This is a genomic window from Sedimentitalea nanhaiensis DSM 24252 (assembly GCF_000473225.1).
Lineage (GTDB): Bacteria > Pseudomonadota > Alphaproteobacteria > Rhodobacterales > Rhodobacteraceae > Sedimentitalea > Sedimentitalea nanhaiensis.
The window spans coordinates 3,846,877-3,861,480 of the sequence record NZ_KI421509.1; the positions used below are offsets into that span (position 1 = coordinate 3,846,877).

15 protein-coding genes are annotated in these 14,604 nt (G+C 61.5%); 8 read left to right on the plus strand and 7 right to left on the minus strand.

Translation table 11 applies throughout. The annotated features are described in order from the left end of the window. Positions 1 to 158: 158 nt before the first annotated feature. The gene (locus tag NANH_RS0121040) at positions 159 to 1,169 is read right to left on the minus strand and encodes a succinylglutamate desuccinylase/aspartoacylase family protein (RefSeq protein WP_036050178.1); all 1,011 of its coding nucleotides are present in this window, start codon (positions 1,167 to 1,169) and stop codon (positions 159 to 161) included. Positions 1,170 to 1,305: 136 nt separating this feature from the next. Beyond that, positions 1,306 to 2,196, minus strand: a complete 891-nt coding sequence (locus NANH_RS0121045; RefSeq protein ID WP_027263818.1) for a LysR substrate-binding domain-containing protein — start codon at positions 2,194 to 2,196, stop codon at positions 1,306 to 1,308. Between the two features lie 146 nt (positions 2,197 to 2,342). On the opposite strand from NANH_RS0121045, the gene NANH_RS26805 reads away from it, so the two are divergent. From NANH_RS26805 to NANH_RS0121065, 4 genes are all read left to right on the plus strand, one after another. Next, a complete protein-coding gene (locus NANH_RS26805) occupies positions 2,343 to 3,194 on the plus strand; it encodes an amino acid ABC transporter permease (protein WP_081710501.1) in 852 nt (283 codons plus the stop codon). A gap of 41 nt (positions 3,195 to 3,235) precedes the next feature. Continuing rightward, the gene (locus NANH_RS0121055) at positions 3,236 to 4,066 is read left to right on the plus strand and encodes a transporter substrate-binding domain-containing protein (protein ID WP_027263819.1); all 831 of its coding nucleotides are present in this window, start codon (positions 3,236 to 3,238) and stop codon (positions 4,064 to 4,066) included. 65 nt (positions 4,067 to 4,131) lie between these two features. Continuing rightward, positions 4,132 to 5,037, plus strand: coding sequence for an amino acid ABC transporter permease (locus NANH_RS0121060; RefSeq protein ID WP_027263820.1), 906 nt, complete (start codon positions 4,132 to 4,134; stop codon positions 5,035 to 5,037). A gap of 11 nt (positions 5,038 to 5,048) precedes the next feature. Then, positions 5,049 to 5,801, plus strand: coding sequence for an amino acid ABC transporter ATP-binding protein (locus tag NANH_RS0121065; protein WP_027263821.1), 753 nt, complete (start codon positions 5,049 to 5,051; stop codon positions 5,799 to 5,801). Positions 5,802 to 5,810: 9 nt separating this feature from the next. Here NANH_RS0121065 and NANH_RS0121070 read toward each other — a convergent pair whose 3' ends face one another. From NANH_RS0121070 to NANH_RS0121080, 3 genes are read right to left on the minus strand one after another with little or no spacing between them, the layout of a single operon-like run. Further along, positions 5,811 to 6,413, minus strand: coding sequence for a helix-turn-helix domain-containing protein (locus NANH_RS0121070; protein WP_245601488.1), 603 nt, complete (start codon positions 6,411 to 6,413; stop codon positions 5,811 to 5,813). Positions 6,414 to 6,417: 4 nt separating this feature from the next. Then, complete coding sequence (locus tag NANH_RS0121075; protein ID WP_027263823.1) at positions 6,418 to 6,999, minus strand: carboxymuconolactone decarboxylase family protein; 582 nt, start codon at positions 6,997 to 6,999, stop codon at positions 6,418 to 6,420. A gap of 27 nt (positions 7,000 to 7,026) precedes the next feature. Then, complete coding sequence (locus NANH_RS0121080) at positions 7,027 to 8,094, minus strand: aromatic ring-hydroxylating dioxygenase subunit alpha (RefSeq protein WP_027263824.1); 1,068 nt, start codon at positions 8,092 to 8,094, stop codon at positions 7,027 to 7,029. Between the two features lie 207 nt (positions 8,095 to 8,301). On the opposite strand from NANH_RS0121080, the gene NANH_RS0121085 reads away from it, so the two are divergent. Genes NANH_RS0121085 through NANH_RS0121100 form a run of 4 tightly spaced genes read left to right on the plus strand, consistent with a single transcriptional unit; the run spans position 8,302 to position 13,197 of the window. After that, positions 8,302 to 9,552, plus strand: coding sequence for an FAD-dependent oxidoreductase (locus NANH_RS0121085; RefSeq protein ID WP_027263825.1), 1,251 nt, complete (start codon positions 8,302 to 8,304; stop codon positions 9,550 to 9,552). A 13-nt stretch (positions 9,553 to 9,565) separates the two neighbouring features. Then, positions 9,566 to 9,820, plus strand: coding sequence for a sarcosine oxidase subunit delta (locus NANH_RS0121090; RefSeq protein WP_027263826.1), 255 nt, complete (start codon positions 9,566 to 9,568; stop codon positions 9,818 to 9,820). Beyond that, a complete protein-coding gene (locus tag NANH_RS0121095) occupies positions 9,789 to 12,698 on the plus strand; it encodes a sarcosine oxidase subunit alpha family protein (RefSeq protein ID WP_245601489.1) in 2,910 nt (969 codons plus the stop codon). Before NANH_RS0121090 ends, NANH_RS0121095 begins: the two co-directional genes overlap by 32 nt. 1 nt (position 12,699) lies before the next feature. Then, positions 12,700 to 13,197: an aminomethyltransferase family protein gene (locus NANH_RS0121100; RefSeq protein ID WP_027263828.1), complete on the plus strand. Its 498-nt coding sequence runs from the start codon at positions 12,700 to 12,702 to the stop codon at positions 13,195 to 13,197. A gap of 75 nt (positions 13,198 to 13,272) precedes the next feature. Here NANH_RS0121100 and NANH_RS0121105 read toward each other — a convergent pair whose 3' ends face one another. Together NANH_RS0121105 and NANH_RS0121110 are read right to left on the minus strand one after the other, a co-directional pair. After that, positions 13,273 to 13,587, minus strand: coding sequence for a non-heme iron oxygenase ferredoxin subunit (locus NANH_RS0121105; RefSeq protein WP_027263829.1), 315 nt, complete (start codon positions 13,585 to 13,587; stop codon positions 13,273 to 13,275). A 1-nt stretch (position 13,588) separates the two neighbouring features. After that, entirely contained in the window at positions 13,589 to 14,527 is a 939-nt protein-coding gene (locus NANH_RS0121110; protein WP_027263830.1) for a fatty acid desaturase family protein, read from the minus strand. Between the last annotated feature and the right edge of the window lie 77 nt (positions 14,528 to 14,604).

Consider the following 14,604-nt stretch of genomic DNA (forward strand, 5'->3'; position numbering starts at 1 on the left):
ATATGCCACCCCAGGGCCTGGCAGTGCGGCCAAGGCGTTCGGGTGCGCGAGTGCGGATTTCCCCGGATGCCGGGTTGAGGACTTTCAAACCGGCTTCATCGGGACGCAATTGCACAGCCGGGTATTGCGTCGCTGAGTTGCGCAGATTGGGCCGGCGCTCAGCCGTCGGCGGCATCCTGTGTCACCAGCGCCAGCAATTCGCCCCGGCGCACCATGCCCCGGCAGGTATGGGCCAGAACCAGCCCGCTCTGGCCAAAGGTCAGATTGCGGGGTGGGCGTTCCGGTTCGGTGATGAAATGAAACCGACCGGCGATGTCGCCAGCGCGCACATCGCGCCCTGCCGAAATGGCGCGATCGAACAGCCCGTCCGCAGGGGCGTAGATCGAGTGTTCCGGGGCGGCGAGGGTCACGATCCGCGCCGGAACAGGTGCAGGAGGCGTCGGCAGCAAGCCGAGATGACGCAGACAGCGCATCAGCCCCTGTTCGGTCAGATCGGTAATGCCGGGGTCTACGCCGCCGCCGCCGCCCAGCTCCGCCGCGATCATCGGCACTCCGGCACGCTCGGCGGCAGAATTGACCGACCGGTTGTCGTTGTTCGCACCCAATTGCCAGATCAGCGGCAGGCCGAAGGCGCGGGCCAGAGCAAGGTTTTTTTGATACAGGCCGGCATCGGCGGTTCGGGTGGCCAGGGTGCAGGGCTGAAAGAACGACGCCTTGCCGCCGGAATGCAGGTCGATCACCGCATCGCATCGCGGCAGCAGCCGGTTTTCAACGAAATCCGCCAGCATCGCCGTCGGCCCGCCATCGGGGTCGCCGGGAAAGGCGCGGTTCAGGTTGGCGCCGTCCAGTGGCGATACCCGCGAGGATGCCGCAAGCGCGGGCGCGTTCAGCGCCGGGAACAGGATCAACTGCCCGGCCAACGCCTCGGGTGCCAGACCGTGGACAAGCCGCATGATCGCCGCCGGACCTTCGAATTCATCGCCATGGGTCGCGCCGGCAATCAGCACGGTCGGCCCGGTGCCGCCCCGCAGACTGATCACCGGAACCGGATGATATCCCAGCGGATTGGCGTTGTCGGACCAGCGCAGCATCAGATCGCCGATCTGCCGGCCAGGCTGGTCCAGATCGAGAGTCAGATGGAGGCGACTGGGCGTTTCGGGGGATGTCATTGCAATGTCTCGCAGAAGAGGGTGAGACCGGAGGAAGCTCCGGAACCTGGTTCGTATAAATGTGATCCGAACCGGTTGCCATGTCGAGACCCCCACCAGGCAGAGCGCAAATGGCAAACCGCCGCGCCACTGTGGCCTATTGCGCTTCGGCCCGATGTCGCGCGATGGTCAGGAATTCCTGCGCGATGGCTGTGAGTGGGCGGCGGTTGGACCAGATCAGAATGGCGCGAAAACGCAGCGGCGCGTTGAACGGCAGGGCGGTGCAGCCGGGAAGCGTTTGCAGGTAGGCGGCGCTGGAGCCGACCACCGAAACCCCCAGCCCGGCCGCTACCAGACGGCAGATCGCATCGGTCGTACGCGTTTCATATTGCAAACGGCGAGAGACGCCTTGGGCGTCGAAAAAGCTGTCGATCTCGAACCGGAACCGCGAAGAAGAGAAGTAGGATATGAAACGTTCATCCGCCAGATCTTCGGCCTGCACCAGCGTCCTGGCCGCCAGAGGGTGGCCATCGGGCACGACACAATACGCATTTTCATCGGCGATCATCAGACTGTCAAACGCCGGGTTCCGATTTTCGGTATTGGAAATCCCAAAGTCATAGCTTTGCGAGACCATCCATTCGACCGCATCGTCGGCAGGGCCGATTTCCATCTTGATCATACTGTCGGGGCGGGCCTGTGCAAACCGGCCGATCAATCCAGGGGCGGTAAGGGTGGAAAAGGTGGGTGTGGTCGCCAGTGTCAGCCGCGCATGGCCGAATCTGCGGATCGCGGTAACCGTTTCCTTGATATGCTCCATCCCGCTGACCGCCTGGCGTACCTCGGCGACCAACAGATGTGCCTCTTCGGTCGGCTCCAGAACCCGACCGACGCGCCGAAACAGACGAAAATCGACGGCGGACTCGAAATCCGAGATCAACCGGCTGACGGCGGGCTGTGATATGCCCAGCATTTCGGCTGCTTCGGTAACGGTTCCGGTAGAAAGCACGGTTCGAAAAGCATCCACTTGCCTGAAGGTGATGTTCATGGTGCCGAACCTCCTGGACTGCCTGTACCGCCGATGGGCGGGTCAACATATAGTATTTATGGAAACGTCAGGGCATTGTTGGTTGACAAAGCTATAGTTGTAAACCGATAGTTTCGAAACATCTTCAGCCGCCGCCAGGAGAACCGATGCCGGGACGAGTAGGAGTGCCCACGCCGCGCGAGCTGCGCCAGCGCGAACAGGCTGGCATGGACGTTCGGACGATCTGGCGCAGGTTCTGGCAGATCGTGCAGGCAGTGCTGGTGTATGTGGTGATCGGCTATCTGATCTGGCGCGGTGCCGCTGCGATGGAATACAACTGGCAATGGTACCGGGTCGAGCCGTTCTTTTATCGCGTGATCGACGGCGAGGTGATTTGGGGGCCGCTGGTGCGAGGGTTGATCCAGACCTTGAAACTGGCGGTAATCGCCGGTGTGATCGCGGTTCTGATCGGCTTTGTCACCGCTTTTGCCCGCCTGTCGCAGTCGATTTCCGGGCGGATCATCGCCACCTGTTATCTCGAAGCCATCCGCAACACGCCGTTGCTGGTGCAGTTGTTCCTGTTCTATTTCGTGCTGGCTCCGATCTTCGGCATCGACCGGTTCTGGTCTGGTATATTGTGCCTGGCGTTTTTCGAAGGCTCGTTCGCCGCCGAAATCATTCGTGGTGGCATCCAGGGCGTGGACCGGGGCCAGTACGAAGGCGCCGACGCCATTGGCCTGAGCGTTGTCGACAAATACCGGTACATCGTCATCCCGCAATCGCTGCCGCTGATCCTGCCGCCGCTGACCGGTTTGCTGATCTCGCTGATCAAGCATTCCGCCATCGTCAGCGTCATTGCGGTGTCCGAACTGACCACTGCGGGACTGAATCTGATCGCCGATACTTTCATGGCGTTCGAGGTCTGGTTTCTGGTGGCGGGAATGTACCTGGCGGTAACCATCACGCTGTCAATCGGTGTCAGCCTGTTTGAACGGTCCCTGAACAAGAGCAAACGATAGCCAGAAAAACATATCGAACCATCCACAGTTGGAGAAATACAATGAAGATCGTCAACTCAATCAAGGCTGTTGCCATTGCGGTCGCAATGGTGACGGGCAGCGTCGCGGCAACGTCAGCACCGGCAAATGCCGATAGCGTTGTGGAAGACATCCTCAAGCGCGGCAAGCTGCGGGTCGGGATGTCGACCTTCGTGCCCTGGGCGATGCGCGACAAGGAAGGCAACCTGATGGGGTTCGAAATCGACGTCGCGACCAAGCTGGCCGAGGATATGGGCGTCGAGGTCGAATTCGTGCCGACAGCCTGGAGCGGGATCATTCCGGCGCTGATTGCCAAGAAATTCGATGTGATCGTCGGCGGCATGTCGATCACCCCGCAGCGGAATCTGACTGTGAACTTTACCATTCCCTATGCACATTCGGGGCAGACGATGGCCGCCAACACGAAATTGGCGGGTGATTTCAAGGATCTGAGCGACTACAACGATCCTTCGGTCACGATTTCGTGCCGCCGCGGGGCGACGCCGTGCAATCTGGCCGAACAGATGTTCCCCAAGGCCACGGTCCGGCGGTTTGACGATGACGCCCAGGCGTTTCAAGAGGTGGCGAACGGCAACGCCCATGCCTCAATCTCATCGGCACCCAAGCCCGAATTCACCGTCGAGGCGAACCCTGACATCATGTTCATGGCGAACGACGGCAAACCTCTGAGCAGCAACGACGAGGCTTTTGGTCTGCGCAAGGGCGACGTCGATGCGCTGAACTTCTTCTCGAACTGGATTCTGGTAAATACCACCGACGGTTGGTTGCAGGAAACCCATGACTACTGGTTCAAGGGCCAGACCGCCTGGAAAGACATGGTTGCGCAAGAGTAGTAGCAACGCACCGAACGCCGGGGCCGCGCGCCCCGGCCCTGTTTAGAAAGACGTAAATCCAGCCCATGGACCGCAACACGCCACCGCCCGCTCCGCCGCGAAAGCGGCTGACCGCCGTAGATATCCTGTTGTTCGCCAGTGTCGCGGCGCTGATCGCCTATGCCGGCTATCGGGTGAACGAGGTTCTGGTGTATCAATGGAACTGGTCCCGCGTTTTCAACTTCTTCATTCGCTTCGACCCGGACACCGGCGAGTATGTGACCAACCTGTTGCTGTATGGGCTGGCGACCACGCTGCGGCTGGCGCTGTGGGGGACGGTCCTGGCGACGATCATCGGCGTCGTCTTGGGATATTGGCGCACGGTCGACAACCTGACATTGCGCATTCTCAGCCGCAGCTATGTGGAGCTGATCCGCAACATTCCGCCGCTGGTTTTCATTTTCATCTTCTATTTCTTCATTTCCAGCCAGATATTTCCGTGGCTCGGGCTGGACGATCTTAACCCTGAGGGTTTGTTTGTGGACAATTGGTTGTTCGCATTGCTGTTCGGCGATCCGGCTCTGTTGTCAAACTTTCTGGCCGGGGTGTTATGTCTGGCGATGTTCGAAGGAGCCTATGTCACGGAAATCGTCCGCGCCGGCATCCAGGCCGTCGGCAAGGGGCAATGGGAAGCGGCCCGGGCCATCGGTCTGTCCCGCACAAATGTGCTGCGCGATGTCATCCTGCCGCAGGCCCTGCGCAAGACCCTGCCGCCGCTGGCTGGTCAGTTCATTACCTTGATCAAGGATTCGTCCATCGTGTCGCTGATCTCGATTCAAGAGCTGACCTTCATGGCAACCGAGGTCGCCGCGACCACGACCAAGGTGTTCGAAACCTGGATTCTGGTTGGCGCGATGTATTTTGTCCTGTGTTACAGTTTCGCATTGCTGTTCGGCTGGCTGGAACGCCGCGCCGCCCGCAGCAGACGTTAGGAGATTTCCACATGCTCGATGCAACCCCGCGCCCGCTGGTCCAATTCCGCGACGTGTGCAAATGGTACGGCGATTTCAGCGCCCTGCATGACATCAACCTGACTGTGCACGAGGGCGAGAAGGTTGTCGTTTGCGGCCCTTCCGGATCGGGCAAGTCGACGATGATCCGCTGCATCAACCAGCTTGAGGCACATCAGGTTGGCACCATCATGATCGACGGCGAAGAGGTCAGCCCGGAGATGAAGAACATCGAGAAGATCCGGCGCGAGGTCGGCATGGTGTTTCAGAACTTCAACCTGTTTCCGCATATGACCATCCTGGACAATCTGACGCTGGGCCCGATCCGCAATCGCGGCGCGTCAAGGGCCGAGGCGCGGGAGCTGGCGATGCATTACCTGAATCGGGTGCATATTGCCGAGCAGGCCGACAAGTATCCGACGCAACTGTCGGGCGGGCAGCAACAGCGTGTGGCGATCGCCCGCAGCCTGTGTATGAAACCGAAGGTGATGCTGTTTGACGAGCCGACCTCGGCGCTGGATCCTGAGATGATCGCAGGGGTGCTGGATGTGATGATCGAACTGGCCGAAGAGGGGATGACGATGATCGTCGTCACCCACGAAATGGGGTTCGCCCGCAAGGTTGCCGACCGGGTCGTGTTCATGGACGAAGGCGAAATCATCGAGGTCGCCGAGCCCGAGGCATTTTTCAGCGCGCCCCAAAGCGACCGCGCGCAACTGTTTCTAAGCCAGCTTCTCGGGCATTGAAGCCGTCGCCTACTGCGGGCGGGCGGAGACGCTGATGAATTCGATATAGTCGCTGGTGATTTCGGTAAAGCCATGTGGCAGCTTGCCGTCAAAGCTCAGTGTATCGCCCGGGGCGAGGGCGAAAACCTGCGCGCCGCAGGCATAGCTGGCCCGGCCCTGGATCACATACATGAACACATGGCCTTCGTGCTGATAACGCGGCAACGTACCCGCGTCTTGCCGTCGGATACGAATCCGGGAGGACTGAAAGCTGCCGCCGGGGCCGGAATGTTTGCCCAGGAGCAAATAGTCGTGGCTGTGGTCCGGAGTGACCCGGCGGGACGGCAGGCCCTGACCGGCCGGAACATGATGCACGTCTGCGGCGTTTTCGCTGTTGGAAAACAACGCCATCACCGACACAGACAGCGCATCGGCCAAGGCCTGCAATGTGCCCAGAGACGGCGAGACATGGCCATTTTCAATCCGGCTGATCATCGCGGTGGACAGGCCGGCGGTCTCGGCCAGTTGCGCCGCCGTCAGCGCGCGCTCCTGGCGCAGCCGGTGCAGGGCGCGCCCGACTTGCGCTTCGATCGCGGCGGACTTGTCCATCGCGGGTTTTGCGCCGTCGTCCATCGGCTCAGCCGTCCTCTTTGTAGTAACCGACCACGTCGCCTTCGGTCGTTGCGCCCAAGCCGTTCAGCAGCCGGTTGGAATAGTTGAAATAGGCCACCACCTGGTTGACCTCCAGAATCTCGCCATCTTCGCAGCCAGCGATTTTCAGCGCTTCGAAATCCGATTTCACCATCTTGCCCACATCGGTGGTCAGCTTGCCGGCATAGCGCAGCAGCGCCAGGTCCTTGCCGGCGAATTCATCCTCGGGACGATGCGCTTTGAGCGCGGTGAAGATGCGGTCGCTGCGCGGCTGGTCGCGCAACAGGTTGCGCACATTCATGAAATGATGGGTCAGCGAATAGGTGCAGTCGTTCAGGATCGATGTATAGCTCGCGACAACTTCGAGAAACCAGAATGGCAGCTTGTTGTCGTCGCTGTGCAGTACCGAACGGTACAGGGTTACGTGACCGTTCATGGTTTCGGGTCGCAGCGAATGCACCCGCATCACCGTATCCACCGTGCCGTGCGGGGTGCGCGCCTCGTCCAGCAGTTGCTTCAGCCTGCCGCTGGCCTCATCGTCGGAAATCATCTGTATCCAGGCTGACATATCGCTTCTCGTTCTGTTGTGAATGGTTCAGGCGGATTCTTGCGCCGGGGCCTGTTCCGCCTCGATCGCTTTCTGCACCTTCTTGCGGAACCGCATCGCTCCCATGTCCAGCCCCAGATTCAGATAGGGCGTGGTGCGTTTGGCCATGCCGGTCTGGACGCGTTCCAGAATCTCTTTGTCCTCGTGAAAGGCCATGACCGCGCCGTCGAACATGCGTTTGCTCATCTCGGCGTCCCCGGCATGCATATTGCGATGCTGGAACCAGAAATACAGTGAATGCCGGTCATCCACCGGGGTGATGAAGTTATACGAGATATTGACGAAGGCGTTGGGCGACAGCGGCTTGTCGGCACCGCCTTCTCCCGCCGGGGTATAAACCGACATGTTGATCGCGGTCGAGGGCAGGCGGCATTCGTAATGTTGTTTGCGGTCGCAATTGTCGCTGAATTCCAGCATGTCGGCGTAATAGGGCGGGGCGGGCTCCGAGGCGATCCAGCGCCAGATCATCACGCTGTCCTCGGTGTCGTCCATCGCCAGCGGGCGGCTGTCGGTGCCCGCGCCCGCAAACGAGGTCAGATGCACCCAGGCCACATGCGACGGGTCGAGCAGGTTATCGGTGATGTACAGATAGTTGCAGTCCATCTCCAGCGCGCCGCTTTGGGTTTTGCCCCAGGACGGGTCGTCGAAATTGGGGATATCAATAATCGCTTCCGGGTTGGCCTTGCTGGCGTCGCCCATCCAGATCCACAGAAACCCCCAGCGATCCCGTACCGGATAGCTGCGCACCCTCGCGCGTTTGGGCAGCGCGTCGGGCTGGGTCGGCGCGGCGACGCAAGAGCCGGAACAATCAAAGGTCAGGCCGTGATAGCCGCAGACGACGTTGCTGCCCTGGATCGACCCGCGCGACAATGGCAGCTTGCGGTGCGGGCAGGCATCCTCAAGCGCGATCGGCTCGCCGTTCTCGCCCCTGAATATCGCGATTTCCTGATCCAGCAGCCGCGCCGCGGTCAGCGACTGGCCGAAATCTTCGCTGCGTCCGGCCACGTACCAGCAATTGAACAAGAACCCTTCGCTGCCAATCAGATCCTGTTGCATGTCTCATGTCCTTTGTCTGGGTCACTTGAAACGGCGGTCGTTTTGCCAGCCGGGTTCGCTTGTTGAAATTTCCTGTCAGTAGAAAACTTAACTGACAATACATTGAACTCCGACTCCAGATCAAGCGAATTCAGGCTGTTCCGGCAGGCCCGGGAGCAGCGGAAATGGCTTGACGAATAATTATTTCCAGTAAATATATTTATTCAAATGCAAAGATACTCTCTCTTCTCCCTGGCTCGCAACGCGCTGAGCGGACATCGCAACTGGGCCCGTGCTTGGCGATCGCCGCCGCTGCAACCGGCCTATGATGTCGTCATCATCGGCGCCGGAGGTCACGGACTGGCCACCGCCTATTATCTGGCCAAGGAATTCGGGCAGAAAAACATTGCGGTTCTGGAACGCGGCTGGCTTGGCGGCGGCAACATCGCCCGCAATACGGTGACTATCCGGTCCAACTACATGCGCGATGAATCGATCCCCTTTTACGTCAAATCCGTCGCCATGTTCGAGGACCTGACCCGCGAGCTGAATTTCAACATGATGCATTCCAAGCGCACCATGGTGGATGTGGTGCAAACCTATTCCCGGATGCGCGAATTGCGGCGGCGGCAGTTGACGATGGATATCTATGGCTCGACCTATGAACCGATCTCGACGGAGGAGCTGCGTCGGAGAATTCCTGCCCTGACCGGTGGCGGTCCCGATGCGCGGCTGCCGATTCTGGGCGGCATGGTGCATACCGATGCCGGGGTGAACCGCCACGACGCCGTGGCCTGGGGCTATGCGCGCGGGGCCGATGCTCTGGGGGTCGAGATTCACCAGAAGACGGCGGTGCAGTCCCTGATCCGGGGGGCGGACGGAGCTATCGCCGGGGTTCAGACCAATCGCGGCAAGGTGCGGGCGGCAAAGGTGGTGGTGGCGGTGTCCGGCCATACCACGACGGTGACCGAAACCGCCGGTCTGAAACTGCCGCTGCGCACGATGAATCTGACCGCATTTGTGTCCGAGCCGGTCAAGCCGCTGGTCGACGTGATCGTGAATTGCCCCGACAGCGGCTTTTATTTCAGCCAGTCCGACAAGGGCGAGATGGTCATCGGCGGCGCGCCTGACGCGGGGCAGAGTTTCCGCCGGGATATCAAGCAGACGGTGTTCGAGGATACGGTGACGGCAATGCTGTCGCTGTTTCCGGCCTTCCAAAAACTCAAGTTGATGCGGCAATGGGGCGGGCATCTGGACATCGCCCATGACGCTTCGCCGATCATGTCGAAAACCGATGTGGCAGGACTGTTCATTACCGCCGGATGGTGGGGCGGCTACAAGGCGATCCCGGCGGGCGGACTGACGCTGGCGCATCTGGTGGCCAGGGGCGAGCCGCACCCGCTGATGGCAGCGTTCACGCTGGAGCGGTTTCGACATCTGGATTTTGTGATGGAATCCGGGACCACCACCGCCCGATGACAGGAGACGGATGATGCTGCTGATCCCATGCCCGTTCTGTGGGCCGCGCAACGAAAGCGAGTTTGCCCATGGCGGCCCGGTTCGCGCCCGCCGCCCCGATCCCGACGCGGTCAGCGATGCGGCTTGGGTCGAATATCTGACCGTCACTCCCAATCCACAGGGACCGGTTCAGGAACACTGGTGGCATGTGCGCGGCTGCGGCACATGGCTGACCCTTTGGCGGGACACGACCAGCCATGACATTGTCAAAGGGCCGGACGATGCGTGAGCGATTGCCGCAGGGTGGGCGGATCGACCGGAGCCGGCGGGTGGCCTTTACCTTTAACGGACGGGTCTATGACGGGTATCACGGCGACACCCTGGCCTCGGCGCTGCTTGCGCATGGGGTCCGGTTGACGGCGCGCAGCTTCAAATACCACCGTCCGCGCGGCATTGTCGGCTACGGCGTCGAGGAACCGGCATCGCTGGTGGAACTGCTGGGGGCGGACGCCTCGGGCAACGAACCGATCACCACGGTGCGGATCCGCGACGGGTTGCGGGCAAAATCGGTGAATTGCTGGCCGTCGCTTCGGTTCGATATTGGTGGCGTCAACCAATTGTTCGCGCGAGTCCTGCCTGCCGGGTTCTATTACAAAACCTTCAAATGGCCCGACTGGCAGCTGTTCGAACCGATGATCCGCCGGGCCGCCGGGCTGGCCCGCGCCCCGACACAGCCGCCTGCAAACGGTCATTACGAGGCGCGCCACGCCCATGCGGATGTGTTCATCGCGGGTGCCGGCCCGGCGGGGCTGATGGCGGCGCTGGTCGCGGGTCGCGCTGGCAAGCGGGTGTTTCTGGCCGATGAGGGCACCGAAGCCGGAGGCGGCCTGCTGACCCGCCGCCTGCGCATCGAGGACCGTCCGGCGATGGAGTGGGTCGCGGATGCGGTGGCGGAACTGGCAGCGATGGAGCATGTCACCCACCTGCAAAACGCCAGCGTCTGGGCCTATCGCGAACACAATCTGATGATGGTGACTGAACGCAGCCCCGATCACGACAGCCTGTTGGAACGCAGTTGGCGCGTGCGCGCGGGCCGGGTGATTTGCGCTACCGGGGCGATCGAACGGCTGCTGGTGTTTCCCGGCAACGACCGGCCCGGCGTGATGCTGGCCAGCGCGGCACAGGCCTATGTCAACCGCTGGGCGGTGCGTCCCGGCCGACGGGCCGTGGTCTTTACCAACAATAACAGCGCCTATGCTGTTGCGGCGGACATGCAGGCGGCGGGGATCGAGATTGCGGCAATTGTCGACGCCCGCCCGCAGGTGCCGCCCGAGGCGCTGGCGCAGGTGGCGGGGATTGACGTGCTGGGCGGTCATGTCGTGGTCCGAACGCGGGGACGGATGAGTTTGCGCAGCATCGCAATTTCACCCCTAGCGGGGGGCGCAACACGCAGCATCGCCTGCGATCTGCTGGCCCATTCGGGTGGCTGGAACCCGGCGGTGCATCTGTTCTCGCAATCCCGCGGCAGCCTGCGCTATGACGAGACGTTAGCGGCATTTGTTCCCGACATCCCGGCGCAGGCGACCGCAAGCGTCGGCGCGGCGGCGGGGCTGATGACCCTACCCGAGGTGCTGACCAGCGCGGCGGCGACCGGCGGCGATGTTCCGCGGGCGCATGAGGCGGCCTATGCCATCGCACCGCTGTGGCGGGTGCAGGCTGCGGGCAAGGCGTTTCTGGATATCCAGAACGACGTGACCGTCGCGGACGTGCAACTGGCGCTGCGCGAAGGCTATGACAATATCGAACATGTCAAACGCTATACGACCGGCGGCATGGGGATCGATCAGGGCAAGACCGGCAACATCAACATCATCGGAACGGTAGCGCAGCAAAAGGGGCTGACGCTGCCGGAAGTCGGCTCCACCACATTTCGCTCCCCCTATGCGCCGGTGTCGTTCGGTGCTGTCGGCGGGCTTCGCACGGGCGAGGTGCAGTTTCCCTATCGACATACCCCGATCACAGAGTGGAACCGCGAACAGGGTGCGGTGATGTACGAGGCGGGCGCGCGCTGGCAGCGACCGGGGTATTTCCCGCAACCGGGCGAGTCGTTTCAGGAAACCGTGAATCGCGAATGCGGGGCAGTGCGCGAAGCGGTCGGGGTCTATGACGGCTCGCCGCTTGGGACATTCGAGCTCAAAGGCCGCGATACCGGGCGGTTTCTGGATTTTCTCTATACCAACAAGATGGCTAATCTGAAGCCGGGGCATGGGCGTTACGGGCTGATGCTGACCGATGACGGGCTGATCCTGGACGACGGAGTGGCGCTGCGGCTGGACGACTATCGCTGGATACTGTCCACATCGACCGGCCATGCGGACGCGGTCAATCAGCAAATGGAGAAACTGTTGCAAACCGAGTTTCCCGATTGGCAGGTGATGGTCACGGCGGTCACCAGCCAGTGGAACAATGCCACCGTCTGCGGCCCCAGGGCGCGCGAGGTGATGGAGGCGCTTGGCACCGACATAAATCTGGACAACGCCGCCTTTCCCTTCATGACGTTTCGCGACGGCACTGTCGCGGGCCTGCCCACGCGGGTGGTGCGGGTCAGTTTCACCGGAGAACTGTCCTATGAAATCAACGTCGCACCGCGCCACATGCGGAAACTTTGGGACAGGGTCATGGCTGCGGGTGCACCTTTTGGGATTCAGCCGGTGGGCTCCGAGGCCAACCATGTTCTGCGGGTAGAAAAGGGGTTCCTGTCGCTGGGCCATGAGGTGGACGGCACCGTCGACCCGCACGATCTGGGCATGGGGTGGATCATGTCGGCGAAGAAATCCGACTATCTGGGCAAACGTGCGGTCGCCTTGCGGCGTGCGGCGGACAAGCCGCGGCGCGAACTGGTCGGCCTGTTGCCGGACGATCCCAATGCGCAGATCCCGGAAGGCGCTCCGCTGACGCCGGGCGGACGGAAAGAGGCGACCGAGGGGCTGGTGACCGCATGTGTCTGGAGTGGGGTGAACAACCGTTGGGTGGCGCTGGCGCTGTTGGTGAACGGCAGGACACGGCAGGGGGAAACCGTGCATGTAAGGCTGCGGGACGAGGTCATAGCGGCCCGCGTCACCGCGCCGGTGTTTTACGATCCGGGTGGTCAGCGTTTGAGGTCTTGAAATGCGCTATGATGTAACTTGCAAGCAGGCCGGGCTCTCGGCGCTGTTCGATCTGAAGGGGCCGCAGGCCGATTTGTGGGGCTGGGCGGGCGATCATCTGCCGCCGATGCCGGCACGGCCCAACAGTCTCACCCGCAGGGGCGGGCGCAGCCTTTATCATATCGGACCCCGCCATCTGCTTTTGCGCACGGGCATCGCCGAGGAAGAGGCGCTGGAGCGTGCGCTCGGCCCCGCCGCCGCGCCGCCGCAGATCAGCATTGTCCGGATCTCGGATACGCTGACGTTTTTTGCTGTGACCGGCAGGGATGCGGATCAGGTCATGGCCATCGCCTGTCCACTCGACCTGCACCCTGCGGTCTTTGGCGCGGATGCGGTAAGCCATACCGAGGCGTTCGGGCTGAAGGCCATGGTGCTGCGCTGCGAAGGCGGGTTCGAATGCGCCGTCGAGCAAAGCCATGGAGACATGATGCAGGATTATCTGAACCGGGCGCTGACCTGACTGCGCAAGGGCGATGTGCGCGGTCGTGGCGGCGACAAATGGTGGTAGTCCCCGGTCGCCGCCGGGGGGTGTGTGTCACATCATGATCTGGACCATGCCGTTTTCGACGCGGGTTTCAAAGGTCTTCATCATCCGCGTCGCCGGGGCGCAGACCGGCTTGCCGTCGCGCACGTCGAACGCGCCCTGATGCAGCGGGCATTCGATCACATGTCCGTCGAAATATCCGTCACACAGATCCGCACCGCCGTGATTGCACAGCGCCAGAGAGGCATAGATTCCACTGGGGGTGTCATAGAGAGCCAGCTTGCGCGCCCCGAACTGCACCCGCGTGACCCACTGCGCTTCCAGCTCCTTGACGGGAAGGATATCCTTCCAACCTTTTTCCGCCATTTTACAGCCTCCTGCCCAAAAGTTGCCGCAGGATGTCGCGGTGGGCCCCCAGATAGCCGCCGGGTTCGACGTGTATGTGATCCTTCAGCTTTTCATGCAGACGCGGCAGCGCGTGGAATGGCACCGAGGACACATAGTGATGTTCGGCGTGATAGTTCATGTTCCAGCACAGGAACCGCCAGGGAAACGACACCAGGTTGGTCCGGGTGTTTTTGTGCATCTGCGGCACGGTCGGGCGGCCCACATGTTCGGTCATGCGAATGAACCGCATGACCGGTTCGCCCAGAATCATCGGTATGACCCAGAACCACAGCAAGGCCCAGTTGCCGCTGGCGGCCATCGCCGCCAGGATCAGCACATACCCTGCAAGCATGATCCGCGCTTCGCGAAACACGGCGGCACGTTCGACTTTGGGGATGAACCGTTCCTCTTCCGATGTCAGGCGTCCGGCCACGTGACGGAACAGTTCGGTGAACTTGGCACGCCAATAGGGAATGGCGGACAAGTAGAACACGTATTGCCACAGGTTTTGCGGCATGGCCACCAATTCGGGGTCATCGCCCACCAGCTGAGTATAGGTGTGATGGTCGCAATGCTCATAGCGGAAATGCTTGTGCGGTACCATGATGATGAAGCCGCAAATATTGCCCACCACATCGTTCAGCCAGCGGGTGCGGAACACAGTGTAATGCACACATTCGTGCTGCAGAGAGAAATGGTGCACCAGCACCACCCCCTGCAGCAGCATCGCCGGCCAGATCAGCCAGCTGTCCCAGCTCAGGGCGACAAGGGTCGTGGTCAGGGCGAGAACCGCGATCCAGGCGATCAGCCTGCGCAGCGCCGGCCCATTCGACCGCTGCAAGAATGATTTCAACTCTTCGCGTGAAAGCTTGCCCTCTGCCAATGCCTGGGTCAGGGGCGTTACGATAGCATCAGTCATGATGTACCTCGTGTTCAGCAATCGGGGGGTCTTTTTCCCTTCCACGATTACGCCGGAGACGGAAGTGCTCCGCACCA

Coding starts and splice junctions, on each gene's coding strand:
- NANH_RS0121070 (WP_245601488.1), bottom strand. CDS start 6,413: ATGGACGACGGCGCAAAACCCGCGATGGACAAGTCCGCCGCGATCGAA.
- NANH_RS0121100 (WP_027263828.1), top strand. CDS start 12,700: ATGCGCTATGATGTAACTTGCAAGCAGGCCGGGCTCTCGGCGCTGTTC.
- NANH_RS0121110 (WP_027263830.1), bottom strand. CDS start 14,527: ATGACTGATGCTATCGTAACGCCCCTGACCCAGGCATTGGCAGAGGGC.
- NANH_RS0121105 (WP_027263829.1), bottom strand. CDS start 13,587: ATGGCGGAAAAAGGTTGGAAGGATATCCTTCCCGTCAAGGAGCTGGAA.
- NANH_RS26805 (WP_081710501.1), top strand. CDS start 2,343: ATGCCGGGACGAGTAGGAGTGCCCACGCCGCGCGAGCTGCGCCAGCGC.
- NANH_RS0121080 (WP_027263824.1), bottom strand. CDS start 8,094: ATGCAACAGGATCTGATTGGCAGCGAAGGGTTCTTGTTCAATTGCTGG.
- NANH_RS0121055 (WP_027263819.1), top strand. CDS start 3,236: ATGAAGATCGTCAACTCAATCAAGGCTGTTGCCATTGCGGTCGCAATG.
- NANH_RS0121065 (WP_027263821.1), top strand. CDS start 5,049: ATGCTCGATGCAACCCCGCGCCCGCTGGTCCAATTCCGCGACGTGTGC.
- NANH_RS0121095 (WP_245601489.1), top strand. CDS start 9,789: ATGACATTGTCAAAGGGCCGGACGATGCGTGAGCGATTGCCGCAGGGT.
- NANH_RS0121090 (WP_027263826.1), top strand. CDS start 9,566: ATGCTGCTGATCCCATGCCCGTTCTGTGGGCCGCGCAACGAAAGCGAG.
- NANH_RS0121040 (WP_036050178.1), bottom strand. CDS start 1,169: ATGACATCCCCCGAAACGCCCAGTCGCCTCCATCTGACTCTCGATCTG.
- NANH_RS0121060 (WP_027263820.1), top strand. CDS start 4,132: ATGGACCGCAACACGCCACCGCCCGCTCCGCCGCGAAAGCGGCTGACC.
- NANH_RS0121075 (WP_027263823.1), bottom strand. CDS start 6,999: ATGTCAGCCTGGATACAGATGATTTCCGACGATGAGGCCAGCGGCAGG.
- NANH_RS0121085 (WP_027263825.1), top strand. CDS start 8,302: ATGCAAAGATACTCTCTCTTCTCCCTGGCTCGCAACGCGCTGAGCGGA.
- NANH_RS0121045 (WP_027263818.1), bottom strand. CDS start 2,196: ATGAACATCACCTTCAGGCAAGTGGATGCTTTTCGAACCGTGCTTTCT.